Source organism: Paenibacillus sp. MZ03-122A (assembly GCF_024213325.1).
In the GTDB taxonomy this organism is placed as follows: Bacteria; Bacillota; Bacilli; order Paenibacillales; family Paenibacillaceae; genus Paenibacillus; species Paenibacillus polymyxa_B.
The window spans coordinates 1-24376 of the sequence record NZ_JANAVI010000026.1 but is presented as its reverse complement, the minus strand read 5'-3'; the positions used below and the strand labels follow the sequence as shown (position 1 = coordinate 24376).

The following is a 24376-nucleotide window of genomic DNA, read 5'->3' as shown; positions in this document are numbered from 1 at the left end:
CTCATCTAAACTGAATTTAGGCAAAAAAACTGCACCTCCATTGTTAGTCGTGTCTAACAAATGGGGTGCAGTTCAGATGTGGCTGCTTTTTTACAATATTATTACTGCGTTAACTCTGGGCCTACCCTTCCAGCGCCTGCTTCAATTCCTCAGGCGAAGCGTCCCACCATTCCTCGTTATGAGAAATCAGCAGACTTTTAAGTGCTGCCTTATCCTCACTTCCGAGATCATCCAGCATGAAACGACGCTTGAGCGCGTAATCCATACGGTTGACGTGATCGGCGAGGATTTTCCAGCCGCGTTTGGCTTCGTCGTCAATCAGCATCTCGCAGGCGGTGGCACCGCCGTACATACGTCCTTCGGGCGTACGATCCACGGCTACCCATACGAGCCATACTTGGCGTCCGTTCGATACATCCTCTTTATTCGTAGAGAACTTGATACCACGTTCTACTTTACTTTTGGCATGCATGGCACCGATATCAATTTTCGCCTCTCCTCGGTCAATGATGACCGGGGACATGCTGTTCAGGTCGATTGAGCCTGCGCCGAAACCCTTATGTTTACTCTTGCCACTGACAATGTTCAGTGCAATCTGTTTTTTGCCGTCCGGCTGATTTTCACTCATGTGTCACTAGACCTCCATTTTCCGTCTTCACACTCATTCTACACTATAAATATTTTAACTAATAATCTCCTGAAAGCAAACATATACATGCTGTAGATGCTTGTCAACGGGAGGTATCCATTGTATGACCCCAGCACGCACTAAAATCGTTTTATTGTCTACACTAGCCCTCGGTCTCCTCGCAGGGACGTTATGGTTTGCCTGGCAGCCCCAACCGCAATCCGACCCGCAGTCCATAGGCCAACCACTATACGGCTCCCTGTCTGAGTCTGCGCTTGCCCCAAATATGGGCAAGCCTCTAGGGGCAAACATCCTGCCTGACCTGCCCAAGAACCCTCCACAGCCCGCTACAGAAATCCTCAGCAAGAGGGTGGTAGAGTACCACATTGATGTGTCTCTGGAAAAAGGACAGGTTTTGCGAGGCACTGAGACACTGACCTGGAAGCATCCGGGCAAGAAAACCGTGAATGATCTGTATCTTCATCTATACCCGAATGCCTTCTCTTCCATGGAAACTACCTTTATGAAGGAATCCGGTGGAAAGCTGCGCGGAGACACCATGCCCAAAGACGGCTTTGGCTCCATGACGCTGACTGAACTAAAAACAGAAGACGGTTTATCTCTCATGCACCGCATCCAATATGTGCAGCCAGATGACGGTAACGCAGGCGACCGTTCGCTCGTGAAGGTGCGTCTACCCAAGCCGGTACGAGGTGGCGAAGAAATCACATTATATATGAAGTTTGAGGTAAAACTGCCCGCCATCTTCGCTCGTATGGGTGCGACAGATGATTTTGTAATGGCAGGGCAATGGTTCCCGAAGCTCAGCGTCTACGAGACTGAAGGACAGCGTGGACGCGCCGAGGAGGGCTGGAACCTCCACCAGTATCATGGTAACTCCGAGTTTTATGCCGATTTTGGAATTTACAGCGTACGGATTCGGGTGCCTGAAACTCATATCGTAGCAGCGACCGGATTTCCCACCCGTGGTGCCGTCCGACAGAACGGCCAAAAAATATATCAATTTTATGCCGATGATGTACACGATTTTGCCTGGTCCGCTTCACCCAACTTTGTAACCGTAGAAGAACCCTTTTCTTCTGCTGAAGTCCCTGGTGTCAAAATCAAGCTCTACCTTGACCCGTCGCACAAGGAGCTCAAAGGGCGCTATATGAGCGCAGCGAAGGCCGCCCTTTCGTACTACAGCAAATGGTACGGGCCTTATCCATATTCCACCCTATCCATCGTGGTTCCACCCAAATCAGGCAATGGAGCCGGCGGTATGGAGTATCCGACACTCATCACGGCCGCTGCTGCGGGTAATCTGAATCCTGGCTATAGTCTGGAACGGACATTAGTTCATGAGATTGGACATCAATATTTCTACGGAATGGTAGCCAATAATGAATTTGAGGAGCCGTGGCTGGATGAAGGCTTCACCTCCTATGCAGAGGAGCGGCTTATGGAGCAAGAATATGGGCTTACCCCCAACCTGCCATTACAATCGGGACAGGTAGCTTCCCCACAGCCGCTAAACCGTGAGTCATGGAAGTATGGCTCAGCTGCTGAGTATGCGCAAAATGCCTACTCTCGAGGCAAGCTGGTACTACGGGGCATTGAACGTCAGGTGGGTATGAAAAAAATGGATCGCATTATGCGGACCTACGTCCAGACGTACCGATTTAAGCATCCGTCCTCAATGGATTTTCAACGTATCGTGGAGAGAGTCACCGGACGCTCATGGAGCCACTATTTTGAACAGTATGTATATGACGGCCAGATGGCGGACTTTTCAGTGGATCACATCACAAACCACAAGCTGGAGAATGGATATGAAGCAGTCGTGACGGTCAGCAAAAAAGGGGCGGATTATCCCAAGATCCCTGTCCAATTTACCTTCAAGGATGGTACCACGATATTCAAGGCTTGGGACGGCGCGGGCAAAAGCACAACTTTTCGGATCAAAAGTACTTCTCCCGTTTCCTATGTAACCCTTGATCCCCTATATACCATTGCACTGGAGAACAAGCATATTAACAATAGCCTAAAGGCCGAATTGGACGAAAAGCAACAAACCCGTTGGAGTGTTAGTGTAACCAAGCTGTTGGAGACACTGCTTGGAAGTCTGTCATGGTGAGGTGTCTATAGATGCGGACTGTTATAAAAGAGGGCTGGGCGCTGGTGCGCATACGATTCTATATCGTTATCATTTTATTTCTGTATCGACTACTGTGGGGGGTGTTTCTCTATCGGCTGGTGCAGTCTGCCGTTATCCCGCTATTGCTCCGTTATCCTGATCAGGGTCAAAACGAACTGGGACAGACCTTATTTTGGATGGAGAGTCAGATTGCTCTGATGGACAGCCGGGAAGTACATGTGTATTTGTGGATACTACTAGGGGCGACTGTACTACGCATACTGATCACTCCCTTCATTAGAGCCGGAATATATCAAAGTCTGCATACCGATGCGACTGAACCGCAAAGCCTGTCCTTTTTCAAGGGTATGAAACGCCATGGCATGTCGTCGCTGTTGTATTACACCATCGAGTTGGGACTGCTGCTGCTTCCCGCCTTTTGGGTAGTACCGAGACTCTACCCTATTGTAGCAGGAGCACTTCAATCTTCCTCTTATCTGCTGCATTTATTGCCCTATGTCATTGGATGGATGGCATACGGATGGTTCATTCGGCAGTGCATCCTGTATATGCAACTGGGTACTGTCGGTGGTCACGCCATACTATCGTCCCTGCTCGCCTTCTTTCGCCAGCTCCTCCCAGCTGTCGGTATATCCCTTTTGCTCGGTGCTTGTGTGCTGCTGGTCTTCGGTCTATTTGGCACCGTGGCGATGATTTGGACTGGCATGCTGGCGCTCATTCTCCAGCAATCGTATCATTTTGTTACTAGTCTGGTCAGGCTGTGGCATATCAGTTCGCAGTACAGACTATGGCATACCGATATCTCTAGTAGAAGCTAAGCCCTGCCTTTATGTTTTTTACTTCATTTCCGTCTGTCGAAAAACATGATTCATACCCGCGCAAACGACACATAACTGAATACTGTTAACAAGATCTGTTCCTGGGACATTAGGAGCAGATTTTTTTTGTAACTTTTTGCAATGAAACATTTGCCAAAGCCAGCCGTCTTTGTTACAATAATCGCAGTGAACTGATAGTAACAACTTTGTAATCTTTATTGTAACCTTTATCTCAAAAATAACGTTATTGTGAATACTGCTCTCCAAGGTGCACATCTTAAGTTAAGCCTAATTCCTGGCACCTAGGAAGCGGGGGAACCAGTTTGGGTGAATTGATCTCGCAACAGAGTGGTCATAGGGGAACCTTCTACCGAATCCTTAAGCTAACCTCGCAGGCATTGGAAGGGGTATATTTTTTTTGAAGAAGAAGCTAACGATCGCAGCTATGGGTCTTGCCATTGCCTTTACATCTTTTACATTCGGTGGCGGCAGTGCATATGCAGACTCTAAGATGGACCAGGTCATCCAAGATGCCAAAGGAACGAACTACAGAAGCGGAGGCACTACACTCGAGGGATTCGATTGCTCCGGCTTCACAATGTACGTATACAACAAACTGGGAATTAAACTTCCGCATCAATCTGGATCACAATTCAAAATGGGATCTTCTGTATCCCGAGATGAAATGAGACCTGGGGACCTGGTGTTCTTCAACACCACAGGAAGAGGCATTTCCCATGTAGGTATCTTCGTAGGTGAAGGGAAATTTGCCCACTCCTCGACTTCACGTGGTGTAGTAGTTAGCTCACTGAACGAAAATTATTACGCTAACCGCTATGTTGGTGCAAAAAGAATTATGAGCACAGACGCTTACCATTCTGTAGCTTCAGACATTCCTGATGACGATAACGTAGAATAACTAACGCACAGCAAGCTAACCCTAGCCGCAATTTGATTCTGGCCGGAATCGAATTGCGGTTTTTTATGTCCACAACATCAGCAATTATTATCTTTACTGACGAACTGAGACCTCAAAAGGTTTCAATTGTAGCGAACATCGTCGGTTTTACCGTCACCGCTGGGGGAGCATATGAGCAGTAATTCCTTCTTATTGAATGTATACCCGACTTAGGTATGAAATAAACACGCTTGCCATTCCTCTGCAACTTGTCTACAATCTGTTGTTAATGATTGAAGTACCTGTGTAAAAGGAGGATGGAACACATGCCGGCCTCAATATCCAACTATCGGATCGTACCGATGGACGAGCATCAAGCGGCTGCAATCTGTGAGTGGCAATATGATCCACCTTATAACATATACGGTTGGCTCCCCTGGGAACAAATGAAGGCGCTTGAAGTCGAATTTGGAAGTCCCACGCTTCGCCAAGAGCAATATGTTGCCGTACTGGATAAAGAGAACAAACTGACGGGATTTGCTCAATATTTTCCTATGATCGGTGTGACCCGGCTAGGTCTTGGAATGCATCCTGACAGATGCGGACATGGCAAAGGCTCTGATTTTGTCCGTGCCATTGCAGAGGAAGCTCAACGACGCAACCCGAAGAATGAAATTGATCTAGAGGTGCTCACTTGGAATGGGCGCGCTATCCGGGCCTACAAGGCGGCTGGATTTGAGCTTACAGATACCTATGAACGCCAGACTCCTGATGGCAAAAAACCATTTTATTGTATGGTATATCGTCCCGAGCACCCAACCCAGATTCTATGATAAAAGCGCCTTCGGCATACAACCACGATGTTGTATAGCGAAGGCGCTTCTATCATCATACGACAGATCATTACAAGCTCAATGACTGCTGCGCATTTTTTCAAAAGCTTCATTATATTGTTGGGCTTCCTTAATATCCACGGCCATAATACCGCCGTCGTCCCAAGAGGTCAAACGCAGAGTCACGGTCTTATAATCAATCGTAATAAATGGATGATGATTGAATGCTTCAGATATAGCGGCAACTTCATCCACAAATGCAATCCCTTTCATAAAACTGGAAAAATTATATTTTCGGACGATCCAACGTCCTTCCTCCAGTTCCCAGCCCTCCAGTTTCTCCAGATGTGCTTCAATCTCTTCTTGTGTAAAAGGCATGTTACGAACTCCTCCCCGTTTATACGGAAGCCTTTCGACCGCTTAAATACGGCCAAAACTACGATATATTGGTGTACATATTACCACGGCCCCGTTGATAAATCCATAAGACGGACCTCAAATCAAAGGGACTGACGTCAGCTCCTCGTCCCCAATAAGTACATAGATGCGATGCTGCTCCGGCTCATAGATCACAACGCCACTCCCTACAGTGATTGTGGGCTCTGTACCCAGTGCATAAAATAAGTCTTCTGCCAAAGCTTCATTGACTTCCTGACGTCCCGCCGGATCCAGCCTGTCCCAATCTTCTGCTTCCATCTCAAAAAATTCATAGCTATCTGGGATGCGCCCCACAGCCTCTGTCAAATCGTTCAAAATTTGTTCATACTCACGCCCATGCTTTACTCCCATGCCATTTCCTCCAATGGTTCCGCCATTCAATACATAATCACCTTATTATACCGGAAATTCGCACTTAACAAAAAAGAGAGTTTTGTCGATAAATACTATAATCCGTCTTGTAATGACGCGCTTGGGGCAAGGACGACCCCGGCGGCATGAAAGGATTCAAAATCTATTCTCATGGATGAGGTGTATCATGCAAATTTCAACCATTATCGGACTTGTGCTCGGGATTGTGTCACTGGTCGTCGGGATGATCTTAAAAGGCGCTCCGGTCGTCAATTTGGTCAATAATCCCGCTGCTTACATGATTATTTTCGTCGGAACGGCAGCGAGTATATTTATGGCCTTCCCGATGGCAGAAATCAAACGGATTCCGAAGCTGTTCAAGGTTATTTTCACCGAACAAAAACTGTTAGACCGCAAAGAGCTCATCGGTACGTTTACCGAGTGGGCATCCATTACCCGTCGTGAAGGTCTGCTCGCCTTGGAATCCAAGGTAGAAGAAATCGACGATCCCTTTATGCGTGGCGGCATGCGAATGATTATTGACGGCAATGATCAGGAATTCGTACGGGACGTTCTGATGGAGGATATCAATGCTACCGAGGATCGACATCGCTCTGGCGCACTGATCTTCTCCCAAGCCGGTATGTACGCTCCAACGCTCGGGGTACTCGGTGCGGTTGTAGGTCTGATCGCAGCTCTGGCTGACCTTAGTGACATGGAAAAGCTCTCTCATGCCATTGCAGCAGCCTTCATTGCGACGTTGCTCGGTATTTTTACAGGTTATGTTCTATGGCATCCGATGTCCAACAAGCTGAAACGGTTATCCAAAAAAGAAGTGGAGCTTAAATTAATGATGGTCGAAGGTCTGCTTTCCATTCAATCGGGGATATCGACAATTGCCATCAGTCAGAAACTGACGATCTTCCTGACTCCGACCGAACGGGCTACATTGACCCAGAAGGATGGCGATTCCAGTGAGTAAAAAGAGACATGAACCGCATGAAGAGCATGCTGACGAAAGCTGGCTGTTGCCATATTCCGACTTAATGACCCTTCTGTTGGCTCTTTTCATTGTCTTATTCGGTATGAGCTCGCTCGACGCCAAAAAATTTGAAACTATGGCTCAATCCCTGAGTTCAGCTTTTAGTGGGGGCACTGGCGTGCTGGATCACTCGGCCGCGAATCCGTCGTCACAATCCATGGATATGGGCAAAAATAAAGAACAAGTATCACAACCCTTAAAATCGAAAGCTACTTCTACCTCTGAACTGCAAAAACAGCTTGCCCAGCGGGAAGAAGAAGATTTAAAAAAGCTTAAAAAACAGATGGATCAATATATTCAAAATAACGGCCTGTCACCTCTGCTGAATACCAAGCTGAACCAATCCCAGCTGATGATCACCATTAGTGATAATGCCCTGTTTTCATCCGGGCAAGCCGAAGTAAAACCGGGAGCGAGAAAGCTGGCCAAGTCTATTTCTAGTATGCTCCAGCAGTTCCCTGGCTATGATGTTATCGTATCGGGTCATACGGATAATGTACCGATCTCCAACAGCCAGTTCCCGTCCAACTTTGATTTGAGCGCCCAGCGCTCTCTGAATTTCTTGCGTATCTTGTTGCTCAATCCAGATCTCGATCCAACCAAGTTTGTATCCATCGGTTATGGCGAGTATCGTCCATTGGCAAGCAATCAAGATGGCCAAGGACGCTCCAAAAACCGTCGTGTTGAAATATCTGTTCTCCGCAAATATCAGAACGGGACACAAGTCATCAGTCCTACCTCAAGCTCGAATGAAGGTTGATTATGCATATGTTATATGAACAAAGGCACCGCCGCATTTTTATGCAGCTGGTGCCTCTTTGTTTAGTGCTTCCTATAATCTGGACTTGTCAGATACGAGGATCATACGCTGTAGGCTATACAAAGCCCCTCTGGCATTAGCTAAGCGTATAATCGAGCATCTGGCCAAGCTCCTGCTTCTCAGCCTCTGTCAGATCACGCCAGGCACCTTTCTGAAGGGACCCCAACCGAATATTCATGATTCGCAGCCGTTGCAGTTTTTTTACTTCATAACCGAAGGCAGCACACATACGCCGGATCTGACGATTTTTCCCTTCAGTCAGGATAATACGGAATACATACTCAGATACACGCGTCACCTCACAAGGTAGCGTCCGCTGGCCGAGTATTTTCACCCCGCTGGACATGCCCTGCACAAAAGACGGTACGACAGGGCGATCCACCGTTACGATGTATTCTTTCTCATGCTTGCCTTCTGCCCGTAAAATCTTATTCACAATGTCTCCATCATTGGTAAGTAAAATGAGACCTTCCGAATCCTTATCCAGGCGTCCAATCGGGAATATCCGCTGTGGGTGCCCCACAAAATCAACAACATTGCCTCTAATATGGCTCTCGGTTGTACTTGTAATGCCCACCGGCTTGTTCAATGCAATGTAGACGTGATCGGACTTCTCGCGCAGTGGCTTGCCATTCACGCGAACATCATCGCCTTCTTCCGCTTGACTACCCAGCACAGCCACTTCGCCGTTAATCGTCACGCGGCCGCTCTCTACCAGCCTGTCCGCCTCGCGGCGCGAGCAAAAACCGGTTTCGCTGATAAACTTGTTAATGCGCAACCTGTGTACCCTCCATTTCTACTAACACACTTCCTCCTGCGCCCAGCCCGTTACTCCGGCTTGGCAATTGGAAGCTGCACCAGGGCTGTCGTTCCCTCTCCCTCTGTGCTTTCAATATCCAGTGTGCCTTTATGACTCTGTATAATACGCTGACTGACCATAAGTCCTAGTCCTGTCCCTGTTTCTTTGTTTGTGAAAAAAGGTTCTCCTAGCTTGGACAGCATTTCTGCGGGAATACCCGCTCCCTGATCCCGTATAGAGATTTTAACGCTTTCTCCCTCCAAGAACAAATGAATCGTGATGATACCACCTTTACTCATAGCCTCCATGCTATTTTTAAGTAAATTAATGAATACCTGTTTTAACTGATTTTCTTCAGCGTATACTAGGGCAGGCTCGTCCGTGACCTGAAGATTGAATACAATGCCCAGCAGGTGCGCCTGACTATCTAGTAAAGAAATCACGTCGCTCACAATATAGCGAACATCCTTTTTCTGAAAATGCACTGCCTGTGGCTTCGCCAGTATTAAAAACTCGCTAACGATCAAATTAATGCGATCCAGCTCAGACATCATAATATCGTTGTGTTTCATATTCAACACTTGATTTTGCTGCTGTAGTTGGAGAAAGCCTCGTAGCGTAGTTAGCGGATTACGAATCTCATGCGCTACGCCTGCCGCCAATTGTCCGACGGTTGTCAGTTTCTCTGATCTGCGCAACAACTCCTCCATTCGGTTGCGACCCGTAATATCACGCGACACGCAGATAAACCCCAAAATTTGGCCTTCTTCATCCAGAATAGGCGACGTGCTCATACTGATCTCTACTGTACTTCCATCCTTACGCATTCTAAGGGTCTCACTTGATACGATGCTCTCTCCCTGAAGCAGGCTCTTCTTCTGAAATTCATACTCCTCCTGTTGCTGCGGAGGTACAAACTCCAGCTTACGACCAACCAATTCCTTCTTGGTCCAGCCGTACAAAGCTTCGAAGGCATGATTGACCCGAACGACGCGATCCTCCTCGTCGGTTACATGAATCGCATCCGCTGTCTGATTAATAACCGATTCCAGATGCTCCTTTACAGAACGGTTCTCCTCATACATCTGTTCCAGTCTTCTCGTGTACATCCCTAGGTTGTAGGCCATCGCATTGATGCGTTCACCCAACTGTGCAAGCTCATGACCACCTTTTATTTCTAGCCGTGTATCAAAATGACCATCAGCCATCTCGTTCACTTTCCCCAGAATCGACTGAATTGGGCGGACAAACAGACTTGCCAGCACATAGCTTCCAATGATTACAACCTCCAAAAGGACAATGGAAATAGCAATTAAGCTTATCAATTGCTTGGAAATAACAGAAGTAATCGTATCATAATTCATAACAATACGGATAACATAGGCTTCGCGGTTAGCCGGGTAAAAAGGTATGTAACTGACGAGAACCCGTTCGCCTTTGATATAGCAGTCTTGTACAATACTCTCCCCGGAGAGGATAGCCCTGGACACGGCCAAACGATCTTCCTTCACTCTCGTTAGTTGATACGTGCCAAATTGGATCGGTTTATTGTACATGTAATAGTATTTCGAATCGTTCCCGTTCTTGTCCATCGAAGCGCCACCAAAGGTTGCAGGGTTAATTCCTGTAATCTCCATGATGCGATAATCCACTTGTTGGGTTTGCTTTACAATCTCATCGGGGCTCAGGATGGTTATGAAATCTTGCACTGAAGTATCCTGAAAGGAAATTCGAATTAAGTAGTTACGTTTTTGGTCATAATAAAATCCCCATTTGTTAATCTGTGAGGAGCCTGAACCGGTGTAGTCAAATGATCCGGTCCAAAAATGATCCAGTTTCTGACCTTGCGCCATTGCAGCCTGTCCGTGCTCATATAATTGGTCAACTGCATTTTTCCAATACCCTGTCAATGGATCAGATGGCGTTACTTCTTTTGGATCCGAGGATTTAACAACCTTATACCCCTGCCCGTCTCGAATCATCAAAGAAATATTAGTATCTCTGTGGAGTGAGGCCACCTTTTGAAGCTGTTCCTGCTGAATATTTCGGATGTCAGGACCTAGCTGATTAGCAGCCAACGTGGCAGAAAGCCACAGATTATATCCGAGCTGCTTGTCAACGGCCTCCCAGCTATGCTGGGTTTGTTCGATAGCTCCTCCGATAATTTTAGCCGTCAGAACCATTTTAGTTTCACTGTCACTTCTTAGATTTTCGTGGGTCGTGTAATAATTGAGTGCGATGTTTAATAAAAGGATAAACAGGACGGACCCCGACAAAATGATCGTTATTCTGATTTTTATCGACACACTGATTTCTCACCTCTTGCCGTATGCTGGCGATTACTGGCAATTGCTAACTCAATGATACCGTAATAGCGCCTGTGATACCAGCATTTACATTTACCGGATATACATAAATACACACCTTGTGTACAGTATTGTCAATAGACGAGGGTTTCCCTACAATATAAGAAGATAATCATCCACAAGTAGTCCACAAATACACAGATTTTATTATAAACTGTGGATAAACCTGTGGACAAGTGCCGTGTTATCCACAATTTTATTCACATCATGTTAACAACGGAATATTTGTTCGTTGGATAATTCCGCGTTTTGAAAGGAGCATTTTCCCAGTGACCACCATTGATCACGCCTATTGGATGAAAGAAGCCATTCAGGAAGCGTATAAGGCAGAAATGTTAGGTGAAGTCCCCATCGGGGCTGTCATCGTAAAAGATAATGAAATCATAGGTCGCGGCTACAATTTGCGCGAGACGGATGCTGACCCAACCGCACATGCAGAGATGGTTGCCATTCGTCAGGCCAGTGAGCACTTAGGCGCTTGGCGCCTGCTGGATTGTAGGCTGTATGTCACTTTGGAGCCGTGTCCAATGTGCGCCGGAGCCATTGTTCAATCACGGGTTCCCCATTTGATATACGGAACTACAGATCCCAAGGCAGGCTGCGCAGGCACGCTGATGAATTTATTACAGGAGCCTCGGTTCAATCATTGTACAGAAGTAACTAGTGGTGTACTGCAGGAGGAATGCGCCTCGCTGTTAACGAACTTTTTTCGGCATCTCCGGCAAAAAAGAGCGGCAGCCAGATTGTCTCCTCCCCCGTCCTCATCCTGAGGGGAAAACGCCCAAAACACTTCATCTCATTGCTAATTCCCATGGAAGGAGACCAACCCATGCCTATGAGCTTGTATAATACGCCTCAAGGTATCTTTTTACGGCCATTTAGCTTGGCGGATAGTGAAGCCCTTCTCGCCCTTAGGCACCGTAATAGGGATTCCCATGCGCCTTATGAGCCGCTTTACGAGGATTCATTTTTCACATTAGAAAAACAGCAGGATTATATCCGTCAGAAATTGCGTCAAGCCGAAGAGGATCGAGGTTACGTGTTTGGTATCTTTCTCTTAAAGGAAGAACGGCTCATCGGTTATATCTCTATTTCCAATCTAGTACGTGGAGTTGGACAATTCGCTGATATCGGCTACATGATGGATCATCATGAACAGGGTAAAGGGCATATGACCGCAGCCTTAAAGTTGATCATACAATATGCCTTTCGTGCCTTATCTCTACATCGTCTCCAAGCGGGTACCCTTTTGCATAATGATCCCTCACAACGTGTATTAAAAAAGTGCGGCTTCCAGCCAGAAGGCATTGCTCGCAAGCTTGTACAAATTCAGGGCGCATGGCAGGATCACCAGATGTTTGGACTTTTAGCTGAGGATGATGTGTGGCAGAGCTAAATGACTGCACAGGGACAACATTAACAGTAAACAAAAAACCGCCCGGCTTATGCCGAGCGGTTTTCTTACATCATATTCGAAAAAAATGATGTTATACAATCATGTCATCCCAAACTTAAGGAGCAACAGTTTGCATTTTTTGTTGCAGCTGTTCCATAGTCAGGACTTGATCACCTGTTGGAATACCCACTTTAAATGCTGCTTTAGCATTGATTTTACTGTATTGCGTGTAGCCTGTTACGGACAATTTTACATTGTCTTTTGTAGCCGGATCATTCATCTCTACATTCGCATTCAGGTCTTGATACACAGGAATGTTATCCTTGTTCAAAGCTGTGTTAATGTCAAACTGTTTCACTGTCAAGTAATTTTTCAACTCATCCAGCTTTTTGCTAACTTCGCTGGTGTTGGATTGCAATTCTTTCTTCGCTTCAGCCAGCTCTTCTTTCTTTACTTGAAGCATGCCAGCATATTCATCTTTAGACATCACATCAAGGACTTTAGGAAGCGCCTTAGTGATAAATGTATTGGTAGCTTGCTTCACATTGTCGTTCGTAATTTTGAATTGAACGACTTGTTTAGCTTCAACGCCTTGTGGCAATTTAGCGTCTTTAGGATCAATATCAAAGAAGTACGTAGCTTGATCATACTCGTTCATAATAGCAGCAATCACTTCATTCGCAAATTTCTGCGATTTTTCCTGATCCATGGCTGCAGGATTAAATTCTTGTCCTGATTGTTTAGCCAGTTCTTGTGGATCAATGACCAGGAATTTACCTACAACATCCTGTGGAAGTGGGTAAAATGGAATATTAGGAATTTTAACGTACAGTTTATCTTTAGTCATTACCATTGGAATCGTGAAGCTGGTGGAAAGATCACCTTTCAAATGAATGCCGAGCGTCATTTCAGATTGGAAAGGTTCTTTTTGGTATACACCATCCAGCGTAATATCAGCATTTTTCAGCATGCTAGTTACCATTGCACTTTGCTCACTTGGAACAGAAGCGGATGTAATGGTCAGTTCCTTAATCGTGAATTGACTTTTGGATTCATAAGAGTTCAACTTCATTGCATTTGCAGTACCAGTCGTAACAGCTTCCTTCGGTTCTAACTTCTTGCTACAACCTACCAGGGCTACCGTCAAAAGCAACACCATAGTGAGTACCAAGACGGATAACTTTTTACTCATTGTGTAGATTCTCTCCTCTCGTAATTAACCCCTTTTTTATGCTAACAAAAAAAATACACACCTCCTATTTTAACTCATATTCTCAAACGGCGAAACACTTATTGGAAAATTTTCTTACAATAAGCACAAAGACACCCTGGCTCTCTTACCAGGGTGTCTACACTACGCAATATATTTTAGGAGAAAGGTCTGCCTGCTTATGAGCCTTCTCTATTATGATGATCCACGTGATTCCGCTGTTTCACCTTCTTGGAACCGGATAACGGCTCTTGCTGATGACTACGCTCCCGCTTTTCGTTACTTCCACCAGAATCCTGTGCTTCGGGGACAGGAATGGCTTTAGGCTTGCCCATTTATGCATCCTCCATTCTCAGTCTATATTTGTGGTACATCAACGAACCCGTTTATTACCATTTAAAATAGGACTATAGATGGTGTAAATCTTCCGTTTTATCGTGATTTAGTGAATCCTGATGACGGCGATCATTACGATCCTGCTGCACTTGCTGTGCCTGATGACTATTAACTGGGCGTTGCTCCAAATCATCAACAATGTTAGACAGGTTTTTATCCAGACCGTTTTTGGCTTTTGTCATGTAGTCTTCCTCCTCATTCCTTCATGACCTACGAGTGCGTCAATGACTGTAATGTTTGGGCACATTGGTGAATATGCCGAGTATAATCGGACACTAACTGCTGAATGATATCTGTTCGTTCATCCACAGACTGTCCGTCCCGTTCTACATCGACTAAGCTAACCTGTACTTCCCGGGAGTCTACATAAGTACATGCAAAATCAAAGGAGTACATTTGTCGGCCTTCTACCTCGATATGGATCCGTATAGCCCGGTTGTCAGCTTCATCTGCCTGTACCTGTGATTTGTCCCCTGAATTCAAAAGAATCGGCAGTTGTTCCTGCCAGGCCTCTACCAGCTTTTGCTGATCTACTGTCATTTCTCGATTCATGCCAGCACCTCCACATCTGATAACGTGTGAAAAAAACGAGCTTTTTATACAACAAAAAAGCCACTCTCCATGATTCCTAATCATTAGCTTATAAAGGCCAATGTATCAGCTATCGTATTTGAATGGCTTGGTTTATTTTAGAATATGGCGGAGAGGATGGGATTCGAACCTATGTGGGCTTGCACCCTAACGGTTTTCAAGACCGCTACTACCTATGAAAAGCCGCCGAGCCTTGGTATGACTGGGTTTGTGAAGTCTAATGCAAGAACCGCTACAACTGCTGGCCTGTCTGCAACGCTGCCGTGTCCCCCTTGCCATTATCTGGAGGCAATCAGGTGCACGGAGCTGCCCCGATAGCTCATTTTTATTGCACCAAAACTATAATAACTGATTGAGCTTGCTTTCAGGCTCTTCACCATTTTCTACACGTTTTATATTGTTTATAAAGAAATCATATCTTTTTTTATGAAATTTTCGACCATCAGGCATTCCTGCTGTATGGGGAGTAAGTATCACATTACCCAGATTCCGGAGCTCACTGTCAATAGGAAGCGGTTCAGATTCAAACACATCCAAGCATGCGCCTGAAATATCCCCGTTTTTTAATGCATCAATCAAGTCTCTTTCGTTGACAATCCCGCCGCGGGCTGTATTGATAAAAAGAGCGGTATTCTTCATTTTCTTGAATGCCGCTTTGTTGATCAGTTGTTTGGTTTGTTGATTCAAGGGTACATGTACACTGACTATATCCGATGTGCTTACAAGAGTATCGAAATCCGTCATTTTCACAAAACCGTCAGATTGTACAAGAGCATTTCTCGCATAAGCCAGCACATTCATATCAAAAACCCTGCAAAATGCAGCTACTTTTTTTCCGATAGCGCCCAAACCGATAATTCCAATCGTTTTGCCTTTTAATTCACTCCCTGTATAGTCCAATTGATTTTCATCCATCCTGTTTTTCATGAAAGTATCAAGAAACGGTATGTTTTTATAATAAGACAATATCAGTGCCATTACGTGCTCGGCCACTGCCTGTGCATTCACTCCTGCAGCATTGGCCACCCAAATGCCGAGCTGTGTACAGGCAGGGACATCTACATTATCAAATCCTGCACCCGTCTGTACCAATTTTAATTTTTTTGCGATAGAAAGCAGGCTGTGATCCACTTTAATATGTTCAGGAATAATTACCTGGCAATCTTCAATATGATGCAGCATTTCTTTTCCGGGCGGGACAATTACAACATTCCAGTCTTGAGGAAAATACCTTACAATATTTGATTTCGAGGTCTCGCTAAAATAGCCAACTATGAGAATCTTCATTGCTAAACCACCTTTCATTACCTATACCATTTCTTCGAAGAAAACCCGTTTGATGATCTTCATTTTATCCTTTTGAAGAAGAAGTAATTATTTCCATATTATAGACTTCGTCGGCAGTAAAACCTCTTGAAAGGTCATTGATCGGTGCATTTAGGCGCTGCAGGATCGGACCATATGCCTCAAAGTTTCCAAGACGCTGCGCTATTTTACAACCAATATTACCGGCATGAATACCTGGGAATATGAAAACGTACTATAATAAAATTTGACCCCTCGTCCTTATTAAAGATAATTTTAAACATAGAGAATAATGTTGTAAAACTCAAATATTTTGTGAACTATATTAATCATTTCTATATATTGAGGAGGTATTCTATGTATTTTCCTGGGATTGAAGCGTTTTTAGCTATCGTACGGACCGAGAGTATAAGCAAAGCGGCCGAATTGCTGCACCTGTCACAAGCTACGGTGAGCTATCGGTTAAAGACATTGGAACAGGAAATGGGTGGCCTTTTGGTTGAGCGAAGAAAAGGGGCACCCAAAACCAGTCTGACCCCAAAAGGGGAAAACTTTTTTAGCATTGCGGAAAGATGGGATGCTCTCTGGAGGGAAACACAAATCTTGCAGGCTAGCGGTTCGCAGTTAAGTCTGGCAATAAGCGCTGCCGAAAGTATAAGTCAATTTGTTTTGCCTCCTGTATATAGAATGCTTAATCAGCATACCCCGTCCATCCGACTGCAAATTCGTACGCAGCATACTCAGGAAGCTTTTGATAGTATCGAGCGGCGCGAGATGGATGTGGCGTTTGTGGTGCGAGAAATCGTGTCGCCTAGTGTCACTGTTAAACCGTTTTTTACTGAAGAAATGATGCTGTTGCGCCTGGCTGTGTCGGGGCGGCAGGCCGGAGATACTGTTGAAATGGAAGAATTGGCGGCGCAAGACGAAGTCTTCATAAATTGGAATAGAGAGTTTCAATTCAGACATGACCAGTGGTGGGACCCTCTTTGCCCGTCCCGTGTTCATCTGGACTCAGCGGGACTCATCACTACTTTTTTGAAGGACGCCAGACAATGGTCGATAGTTCCCGCTTCGATTGGCGCACATATGATGCGGATGGGAGATTTTGTTCTTCAGAAACTATCGGTATCGGTGCCTCCAAGAATATGCTATAAGGTAACTCATAAGTTTCCAAACCAAGCTTTACACGAGCCCCTTCGTATTCTTGATAACTATCTGCAAGATATATTTGGTATACAATGATCTGACCTGTCGAGATATTAGTTGCAATTGATTATAGGCCTGCAAACTGATGTATGAAAAAAATAGAGTATGCGGTAATAGCGTTTGAACAGCCCCTCCAGTGTCAGAATCTCAGGCGATACGCTCGCTCTCTCATCCTGCGCCACCCGAGACGTTTCCAAAACCGATGGACTCAGACGGTCGAGAAACCGCTGAGGAATGTCCAAACTATTCTTCCGCTGCCCGCGTTTACGCAGTTTGCCACCCGTGTTTGTATTCATAATCCTATACCTCATCCTATACCTCCGTCAGATGTTTATCCAACGGTCACGAACACAAAAAAACGCACCACACCGCTATCCAACGGTAAAGTGCGTTTTAGTCATACTTGCTACAAATCCTTATGCAGCAAGTAAATTATTAAACTGACGGAGAGGATGGGATTCGAACCCATGTGAGCTTGCACTCTAACGGTTTTCAAGACCGCCCCGTTATGACCGCTTCGGTACCTCTCCAGGTGGTAAATGGATAAAGCTGCTTCCCTTTCAAACATACTCAGGCGCAACAAAATTATTTTACCACAGAACTTCTAAGAATGCAACACTTACTGTTTAGGAGCAATAACCTCAATGCCTCGCATGTATGAACGCAACACTTCTGGAATCACGATGCTTCCGTCCTCTTGCTGATAGTTCTCCAAAATAGCAGCCACAGTCCGCCCTACAGCCAATCCTGAACCGTTCAGCGTATGTACAAATTCAGGCTTTGCCTTCGAATCTGGACGAAACCGGATGTTCGCACGACGCGCTTGGAAGTCTTCCGTATTTGAACAGGAAGAAATCTCACGGTACATGCCACTCTCAGGCAACCATACTTCCAGATCGTACGTTTTGGCAGACGTAAAACCCATATCTCCAGTGCAAAGTGCCAGCACGCGATATGGAAGTCCGAGCAGCTGTAAAACACGCTCAGCGTTATTCGTCATTTTCTCCAATTCCTCATAAGAGGTATCCGGGTGAACCAGCTTAAGCATCTCTACCTTATTGAACTGATGCTGACGGATCAGGCCACGTGTATCACGTCCTGCTGATCCTGCCTCCGAGCGAAAGCAAGAGCTGTATGCCACATAATATTTCGGAAGCTGCTCCGCATTCATAATCTCTTCACGGTGGTAGTTCGTTACCGGAACTTCAGCCGTAGGAATGAGATAATACTCAGTATCACGCAGCTTGAACAAATCTTCTTCAAACTTCGGAAGTTGACCCGTTCCGTACAAGCTGTCCCGATTTACAATGTATGGAGGAAGCATTTCTTCATAACCATGCTCACTGCTGTGCAGATCCATCATAAAGTTAATCAGCGCACGCTCTAATCTTGCTCCCAGTCCTTTGTAGAACGTAAAACGAGAACCCGTTACCTTGGCTGCTGCCTCAAAATCAAGGATATCTAGATCCTGAGCCAATTCCCAATGCGCTTTGGGTGTAAAAGAAAACTCGCGCGGCTCCGACCAGCGACGGATTTCTACATTATCCTCTTCCGATGCACCTACAGGTACTGTATCATTCGGAATATTCGGAATAGACATCACCAATTCATCGATCTGAACTTCCAGTTCGCGTACTTGCTCATCTAATTCTTTGATACGATCGGAGACTTGGCGCATTTCTGCAATAAGATCATCCGCATTTTCCTTGTTCTTCTTCAACTTGGCTACTTCACCGGATACCACGTTCCGACGATTTTTGAGCCCTTCACTTTCCTGAAGTAACTCACGACGGCTTACATCCAGATCTGTAAAACCATTAATCAGATCCAGAGATTTCCCCCTGTTCTGCAAAGCTTTCTCAACCCGACCAAGCTCATTACGTAAAATCTTTATATCTAACACAGGTAATCCCTCCTACACTACAAACCTGACTTTCACTATTCGCGGACCATATCCACAAAATATTGATGTAACCGGTAATCGTCTGTTAACTCCGGATGGAAGGATGAAGCCAGCAAATGACCCTGACGGGCTGCCACGATCTCGCCGTTATACTCAGACAACACATCTACTCCCGTTCCAACAGACTGAATTAATGGCGCGCGTATAAATACAGCACGTACCGGTTCCTCAATCCCTTTAATGTTCAAGTCTGTTTCAAAGCTCTCTCTTTGGCGACCAAATGCATTACGCGATACTGTAATATCCATGAGTCCCAAATGTGCTTCTTCCTGTCCTTGAATCGTTTTAGCCAGTACAATCAATCCCGCGCAAGTGCCAAATACAGGCCTGCCTTGATTGGAAAACTGGCGTATAGCCTCTATGAAATCATACTTGCGCATTAGCTTACCAATAGTGGTGCTTTCACCACCGGGAATGATAAGACCGGACAGCTCATTGAGCTGTTCGATCTTCTTCACCGCTATACATTCCGCACCCGCACGTTCAACGCTACGTATATGTTCAGCTACAGCGCCTTGCAGCGACAATACACCTATTTTCATGCCGGTCCCTTCTTTCTTACCAACCACGATCCTGCATGCGCTCATGCGGTGCCAGTTTGGAAATTTCAATGCCTTTCATTGGAGCTCCCAAATTCTTGGAGACTTCTGCAATCAGCTTGTAATCCGTATAATGAGTGGTCGCTTCCACGATTGCACGTGCAAACTTCTCAGGGCTATCCGACTTGAAAATACCAGAACCTACAAAGACGCCATCAGCGCCTAAATGCATCATTAACGCGGCATCGGCAGGTGTTGCTACACCACCCGCTGCAAAGTTGACCACTGGCAGTTTGCCAAGCTCATGCACTTCCAACAGCAGTTCATATGCAACTCCGAGGTTTTTCGCCTCTGCATACAGCTCGTCCTTCGACAAGTTTTGCACCTTGCGAATTTGACCATTGATAAAACGCATATGCCGAACGGCCTCAACAATATTCCCAGTCCCCGGTTCGCCCTTCGTACGGATCATAGATGCACCCTCACCAATACGACGCAGCGCTTCTCCCAGATCCTTGGCTCCACAAACAAATGGAACGGTGAACTCACGCTTATCAATATGGAAAACTTCATCCGCAGGTGTCAGCACTTCGCTTTCATCGAGATAGTCAACACCGAGAGATTCCAGTACCTTTGCCTCTACATAATGACCGATACGAGCCTTAGCCATAACAGGAATAGAAACAACCTTCATAACTTCTTCCACAATCGTTGGGTCAGCCATACGAGCAACCCCACCAGCTGCACGGATATCCGAAGGCACCCGTTCAAGAGCCATTACAGCTGTAGCTCCTGCTGCCTCTGCAATTTTAGCCTGCTCAGCGTTCATGACATCCATGATTACGCCACCTTTTTGCATCTCTGCCATACCTCTTTTTACACGCGAAGTTCCCGTTTCCATGTCGTTGCCTCCTATAAGGGTTACGTTTAGATTCTAACTTAATATTTTACCGCACGAATGCCAAATACACAATCATTTCAAGCTGCAAAATAAGTAATGAAAAACAAGGTAGATCGCTTAGCTTCGCTTTTTTAGAAGAGGTTCTTAATTCCCTGGAACAGATCTCCGAAGAAATCACCGATTGCCCGGAAAAGCATCCGGAACCAGCCGCCCTCTTCTACTGCCGTCGTAGTAACCAGATCCACGGTTTTTGTCTGCCCTTTATCCACACCGTCTGTCTTGTACGTGTACGTAATTGTCCCGACTTTGGCCCCTTGCTTCAAAGGTGCCACCAGAGAGCTTGCTGGTGTAATGTTCGTTGTAAAGGTTACCTTAGGATTGCTCGCACCCTTAGGTACGATAAAGCTTACTGCATCCTTGGTGACGATCGGTACTTCTGTTTCCGTACCTTTGGTCACTGGCACATTCTCAACACCCTTAACCACCGTCTTTGGAGCAATAACCTGCTTCACTTCAAAATTATCAAAACCATAGTTCAGCACTTTAGCTGTCTCTGTAAAACGGTGTGCATCTGAATCAGCTCCCATAACTACACTGATGAGACGCATTCCGTTGCGTTCAGCGGTTCCTGTAAAACAGTTTCCAGCATTAGCCGTGTGGCCTGTTTTCATCCCGTCTAAACCTGGGTAAGCAAACTTTCTAAAGTTAGTAATATTTTTGTTTGCTTCTAGCATCCAGTTATAGTTAATAATTGGCGCCTTGTCAGTAGGACGGAATTTGTAAGATTGAATTGTCGTAAATCGTGTGTAATCTGGATGATCTTTAATGATGTAACCAGCCAGAGTAGCTGCATCTCTCGCTGTCATCACAGTTTCCCGGTCTGTATCCGGCTGGAAGCCTTTCGGCATATCACCACGGTCCAAACCAGTCGAGTTGATAAAATACGTATTTTTCATGCCCATTTTCTGAGCTGTTTCATTCATTAGTTTTACAAAGTCCTGCTCAGTTCCAGATACGCGTTCAGCAAGGGCTACTGTTGCATCATTAGCAGAACCTACCGCCATTGCAATATAAAGCTCTTCTACCGTATGTTGATCCCCTTGAGCTAAAAAAATACGTGATCCAATGCTCTTAGAAGCATTCTCGTTAACCGTAACCTTATCCGTCCACTTGAGTTTACCTTGCTTAACCTGTTCAGCCACGATGTATTCTGTCATCATTTTAGTCATACTTGCTGGTGGAAGTGGCTCATCTGGATTCATAGACAGCAGCACTTGCCCAGTGGAAGGCTCGATTAAAATGGCGGAACGTAGTGCCAGACTAGGGGGGTTAATAGAACCTGTCCCCGTAATATTGGTTGCCTGTATTGCCGCTCCAGCTGCAAAAGTAGCCACGCTCGAATCGAAATTGCCTACCACAGGCAATGCCGACATATACATCATATTAAGCACCATGACTGCAGTCACACTCTTTTTAATCATGCTGCGTTTTTTATTCTGCTTTAAAATGTTCGCTTTCAAATGAATACAAACTCCTCTCGTACCTCAACCCGATCGCTATGAATAACGAGACGGTGGTTATAGCCTCTACTTGGCCAATGTAATTAATGTTTAAGTGTTATAAAATCCAGTTTCACTTCGTTTGCTTAGTTGTATCCTGTCATGAGCATTTTCTGCTCGAATCTTCTTTACTGGTAGGAATCGTCCAAAAGACCTACGTGTCCTAATTCGTCAATAATTTCGTCAAAAAGGCGGACACTTGTCTATTCTATCACAGGGGTATCTCTAAAAAAAGACAGGCAGAGCGAAATACGCTCTGCCTGTCGTCAAGTCTACTACAGCCGAACTTTATAGAGAGTAGTTTGGTGCTTCTTTCGTAATTTGCACATCGTGCGGATGGCTCTCACGCAGACCAGCGCCTGTAATACGGATAAAGCTTGTATCGTTACGAAGCTCCTCAATATTAGCTGTACCGCAATAACCCATACCGGAACGAAGACCACCCAACAGCTGATGAACAGTGTCGGAAAGTGGCCCTTTATAAGCAACGCGTCCTTCGATGCCTTCCGGTACCAATTTCTTGTCGTCATCTTGGAAATAACGATCTTTACTACCTTGCTTCATCGCAGCCATAGAACCCATACCACGATATACTTTAAAGCGGCGTCCTTGATAAATTTCAGATTCGCCTGGGCTTTCTTCCGTACCTGCAAAAAGACTTCCCAGCATTACCGCAGAAGCGCCTGCCGCAATGGCCTTTGTAATTTCACCGGAGTATTTAATACCACCGTCTGCAATGATCGGAATATTATATTCACGTGCTACTGTTGCACAATCATAAATTGCTGTTACTTGTGGAACACCAATCCCTGCGATTACGCGTGTTGTACAGATGGAGCCTGGACCAATACCGACTTTTACGACAGATGCTCCTGCTTCAATCAATTCGCGCGTTCCGTCACCAGTAGCTACATTACCTGCTACAATCGTCAGATCAGGATAAGCTTCACGCAACTTGCGGACCGCTTCAATAATGTTAATATGATGGCCGTGAGCAGAGTCCACAACAATCATATCCACACCAGCTTTTACAAGTGCTTCAGTCCGATCAAATGTATCCTTGGAGATGCCGACAGCCGCACCGACCAGAAGACGCCCTTGTGCATCTTTCGCTGCGTTCGGAAATTGAATAGCTTTCTCAATATCTTTAATGGTGATAAGTCCTTTGAGATAATTTTCATCATCGACCAAAGGGAGCTTTTCAATTTTATGCTTTTGCAAAATGACTTCCGCTTCCTGTAAAGTCGTACCCACAGGTGCAGTTACCAGTTCTTCCTTCGTCATGACTTCACTGATTTTAAGGTTAAAATCGTGAATAAAGCGAAGATCGCGGTTAGTAATAATACCCACCAGTTTGTTTTCTTCATTTACAACAGGTACACCAGAAATACGGTATTTACCCATAACTGCTTCAGCATCGGACACCAAATGATCTGGAGTCAATGAGAATGGATTGGTGATAACACCGCTCTCCGAACGTTTAACTCGATCCACCTCTACCGCTTGCTGTTCAATGGACATATTTTTATGAATAATACCGATACCGCCCTCGCGAGCCATCGCAATTGCCAACACTGCCTCAGTAACAGTATCCATACCAGCACTCATCAAAGGAATATTCAGCTTCACGTTATCACTCAAACGAGTCGCCACGCTTACTTCTTTGGGCAGAACCACTGACTTGCGAGGTACCAGCAAAACATCGTCAAAGGTAAGGCCTTCCTTACCGAATTTATCTTCCCACACCAAGATGATCCTCCTTCAAATTGTTTAGTCTGTATTGGTCTTGTTGTCTGTCCGACATGGACAAATCAAGGCTCTCTGAAAATATATTATTGCAATCTTAGCAAAGCGGTATAGGGGTGTCAAGCCTTCATCAATAGCCCTAACCTTTAGTATTTCCCTGTACAAACAACTGTACTCCTACGAAGGACAACCTTTAAAAATAAGCGTTTCCAAAGGTAATAGCTATTCACAAAAGCATATCTCCTCTTTGAATGCGTAGCATAGAAGCAATTGTATAAGTGGTTTGTACCCTAATATACCAAAGAGGACCATGATCTGAATGAGATCATGGTCCTCTTTACTTGTTGCTTGGCGACGTCCTACTCTCCCAGGACCCTGCGGTCCAAGTACCATCGGCGCTGGAGGGCTTAACG

The 24376-nt window shown here is 45.4% G+C and carries 25 protein-coding genes, 1 tRNA gene, 1 pseudogene and 1 riboswitch; of the genes and pseudogenes, 9 read left to right on the top strand and 18 right to left on the bottom strand.

Going from position 1 to position 24376, the window contains the following annotated elements:
- Nucleotides 1-121 precede the first annotated feature (121 nt).
- On the bottom strand, nt 122-628 hold the full coding sequence (locus tag NLX74_RS25135) for a YwhD family protein (protein WP_254330891.1): 507 nt from the start codon (nt 626-628) through the stop codon (nt 122-124).
- Between the two features lie 124 nt (nt 629-752).
- Between NLX74_RS25135 and NLX74_RS25130 the strand changes: the two genes are divergently transcribed.
- From NLX74_RS25130 to NLX74_RS25115, 4 genes are all read left to right on the top strand, one after another.
- Entirely contained in the window at nt 753-2765 is a 2013-nt protein-coding gene (locus NLX74_RS25130; protein WP_254330890.1) for a M1 family metallopeptidase, read from the top strand.
- 11 nt (nt 2766-2776) lie between these two features.
- On the top strand, nt 2777-3604 hold the full coding sequence (locus NLX74_RS25125) for a hypothetical protein (RefSeq protein WP_235306874.1): 828 nt from the start codon (nt 2777-2779) through the stop codon (nt 3602-3604).
- Between the two features lie 275 nt (nt 3605-3879).
- A riboswitch (cyclic di-AMP (ydaO/yuaA leader) is annotated at nt 3880-4017 on the top strand.
- 5 nt (nt 4018-4022) lie between these two features.
- On the top strand, nt 4023-4523 hold the full coding sequence (locus tag NLX74_RS25120) for a C40 family peptidase (protein ID WP_061831815.1): 501 nt from the start codon (nt 4023-4025) through the stop codon (nt 4521-4523).
- Between the two features lie 305 nt (nt 4524-4828).
- Nucleotides 4829-5335 carry a GNAT family N-acetyltransferase gene (locus tag NLX74_RS25115; RefSeq protein WP_235306873.1) on the top strand — a complete coding sequence of 169 codons (507 nt, stop codon included), beginning with the start codon at nt 4829-4831 and terminating at the stop codon, nt 5333-5335.
- A 78-nt stretch (nt 5336-5413) separates the two neighbouring features.
- Here the strand turns inward: NLX74_RS25115 and NLX74_RS25110 are convergent, their stop codons facing one another.
- Together NLX74_RS25110 and NLX74_RS25105 are read right to left on the bottom strand one after the other, a co-directional pair.
- Nucleotides 5414-5713: a 4a-hydroxytetrahydrobiopterin dehydratase gene (locus tag NLX74_RS25110; RefSeq protein ID WP_007428083.1), complete on the bottom strand. Its 300-nt coding sequence runs from the start codon at nt 5711-5713 to the stop codon at nt 5414-5416.
- 117 nt (nt 5714-5830) lie between these two features.
- Nucleotides 5831-6124, bottom strand: coding sequence for a hypothetical protein (locus tag NLX74_RS25105; RefSeq protein ID WP_013308186.1), 294 nt, complete (start codon nt 6122-6124; stop codon nt 5831-5833).
- 187 nt (nt 6125-6311) lie between these two features.
- Between NLX74_RS25105 and motA the strand changes: the two genes are divergently transcribed.
- Nucleotides 6312-7106 carry a flagellar motor stator protein MotA gene (gene motA, locus NLX74_RS25100; RefSeq protein ID WP_061831818.1) on the top strand — a complete coding sequence of 265 codons (795 nt, stop codon included), beginning with the start codon at nt 6312-6314 and terminating at the stop codon, nt 7104-7106.
- Nucleotides 7099-7926 (top strand): flagellar motor protein MotB, encoded by an 828-nt coding sequence (motB, locus tag NLX74_RS25095; protein WP_061831819.1) that lies wholly within the window; start codon nt 7099-7101, stop codon nt 7924-7926. The genes motA and motB overlap by 8 nt, the downstream gene beginning before the upstream one ends.
- A 136-nt stretch (nt 7927-8062) precedes the next feature.
- Here the strand turns inward: motB and rluF are convergent, their stop codons facing one another.
- Both rluF and NLX74_RS25085 read right to left on the bottom strand, forming a co-directional pair.
- A complete protein-coding gene (gene rluF, locus NLX74_RS25090; protein WP_250259950.1) occupies nt 8063-8764 on the bottom strand; it encodes a 23S rRNA pseudouridine(2604) synthase RluF in 702 nt (233 codons plus the stop codon).
- A 50-nt stretch (nt 8765-8814) separates the two neighbouring features.
- A complete protein-coding gene (locus tag NLX74_RS25085; RefSeq protein WP_254330889.1) occupies nt 8815-11091 on the bottom strand; it encodes a PAS domain S-box protein in 2277 nt (758 codons plus the stop codon).
- Nucleotides 11092-11420: 329 nt separating this feature from the next.
- Here NLX74_RS25085 and tadA point away from each other — a divergent pair, with 329 nt between their 5' ends.
- Nucleotides 11421-11921: a tRNA adenosine(34) deaminase TadA gene (gene tadA / locus NLX74_RS25080; RefSeq protein WP_336078702.1), complete on the top strand. Its 501-nt coding sequence runs from the start codon at nt 11421-11423 to the stop codon at nt 11919-11921.
- 59 nt (nt 11922-11980) lie between these two features.
- A complete protein-coding gene (locus tag NLX74_RS25075; RefSeq protein ID WP_254330888.1) occupies nt 11981-12547 on the top strand; it encodes a GNAT family N-acetyltransferase in 567 nt (188 codons plus the stop codon).
- A gap of 115 nt (nt 12548-12662) precedes the next feature.
- Here NLX74_RS25075 and NLX74_RS25070 read toward each other — a convergent pair whose 3' ends face one another.
- From NLX74_RS25070 to NLX74_RS25045, 6 genes and pseudogenes are all read right to left on the bottom strand, one after another.
- Nucleotides 12663-13739, bottom strand: coding sequence for a hypothetical protein (locus NLX74_RS25070; protein WP_165179776.1), 1077 nt, complete (start codon nt 13737-13739; stop codon nt 12663-12665).
- A 197-nt stretch (nt 13740-13936) separates the two neighbouring features.
- Nucleotides 13937-14092 carry a small acid-soluble spore protein P gene (locus NLX74_RS25065; protein WP_029514956.1) on the bottom strand — a complete coding sequence of 52 codons (156 nt, stop codon included), beginning with the start codon at nt 14090-14092 and terminating at the stop codon, nt 13937-13939.
- A gap of 72 nt (nt 14093-14164) precedes the next feature.
- Nucleotides 14165-14335: a hypothetical protein gene (locus NLX74_RS25060; protein WP_007428073.1), complete on the bottom strand. Its 171-nt coding sequence runs from the start codon at nt 14333-14335 to the stop codon at nt 14165-14167.
- Nucleotides 14336-14363: 28 nt separating this feature from the next.
- Nucleotides 14364-14705, bottom strand: coding sequence for a hypothetical protein (locus tag NLX74_RS25055; RefSeq protein WP_029514958.1), 342 nt, complete (start codon nt 14703-14705; stop codon nt 14364-14366).
- A gap of 378 nt (nt 14706-15083) precedes the next feature.
- Entirely contained in the window at nt 15084-16031 is a 948-nt protein-coding gene (locus tag NLX74_RS25050; protein ID WP_190298372.1) for an NAD(P)-dependent oxidoreductase, read from the bottom strand.
- Between the two features lie 64 nt (nt 16032-16095).
- Nucleotides 16096-16281, bottom strand: a pseudogene (locus NLX74_RS25045) (phosphate acyltransferase); the annotation flags it as partial.
- Nucleotides 16282-16406: 125 nt separating this feature from the next.
- Here NLX74_RS25045 and NLX74_RS25040 point away from each other — a divergent pair.
- Nucleotides 16407-17291 carry a LysR family transcriptional regulator gene (locus NLX74_RS25040; protein ID WP_069290777.1) on the top strand — a complete coding sequence of 295 codons (885 nt, stop codon included), beginning with the start codon at nt 16407-16409 and terminating at the stop codon, nt 17289-17291.
- A 17-nt stretch (nt 17292-17308) separates the two neighbouring features.
- On the opposite strand, the gene NLX74_RS25035 is transcribed toward NLX74_RS25040, so the two are convergent.
- The 7 genes from NLX74_RS25035 to guaB all read right to left on the bottom strand — a co-directional run bounded on the left by NLX74_RS25035 (nt 17309) and on the right by guaB (nt 23963).
- Nucleotides 17309-17551 carry a hypothetical protein gene (locus NLX74_RS25035; protein WP_061831828.1) on the bottom strand — a complete coding sequence of 81 codons (243 nt, stop codon included), beginning with the start codon at nt 17549-17551 and terminating at the stop codon, nt 17309-17311.
- A gap of 148 nt (nt 17552-17699) precedes the next feature.
- Nucleotides 17700-17785: transfer RNA gene (locus NLX74_RS25030), tRNA-Ser, on the bottom strand.
- An 89-nt stretch (nt 17786-17874) separates the two neighbouring features.
- Complete coding sequence (serS, locus tag NLX74_RS25025) at nt 17875-19158, bottom strand: serine--tRNA ligase (protein WP_013308176.1); 1284 nt, start codon at nt 19156-19158, stop codon at nt 17875-17877.
- Between the two features lie 35 nt (nt 19159-19193).
- Nucleotides 19194-19760 carry a pyridoxal 5'-phosphate synthase glutaminase subunit PdxT gene (gene pdxT / locus NLX74_RS25020; RefSeq protein WP_254330887.1) on the bottom strand — a complete coding sequence of 189 codons (567 nt, stop codon included), beginning with the start codon at nt 19758-19760 and terminating at the stop codon, nt 19194-19196.
- Nucleotides 19761-19776: 16 nt separating this feature from the next.
- A complete protein-coding gene (gene pdxS, locus NLX74_RS25015; protein ID WP_190298370.1) occupies nt 19777-20658 on the bottom strand; it encodes a pyridoxal 5'-phosphate synthase lyase subunit PdxS in 882 nt (293 codons plus the stop codon).
- A gap of 131 nt (nt 20659-20789) precedes the next feature.
- Nucleotides 20790-22178, bottom strand: coding sequence for a D-alanyl-D-alanine carboxypeptidase family protein (locus tag NLX74_RS25010; protein WP_254330886.1), 1389 nt, complete (start codon nt 22176-22178; stop codon nt 20790-20792).
- 327 nt (nt 22179-22505) lie between these two features.
- Entirely contained in the window at nt 22506-23963 is a 1458-nt protein-coding gene (gene guaB / locus NLX74_RS25005) for an IMP dehydrogenase (protein WP_013308172.1), read from the bottom strand.
- Nucleotides 23964-24376: the final 413 nt, after the last annotated feature.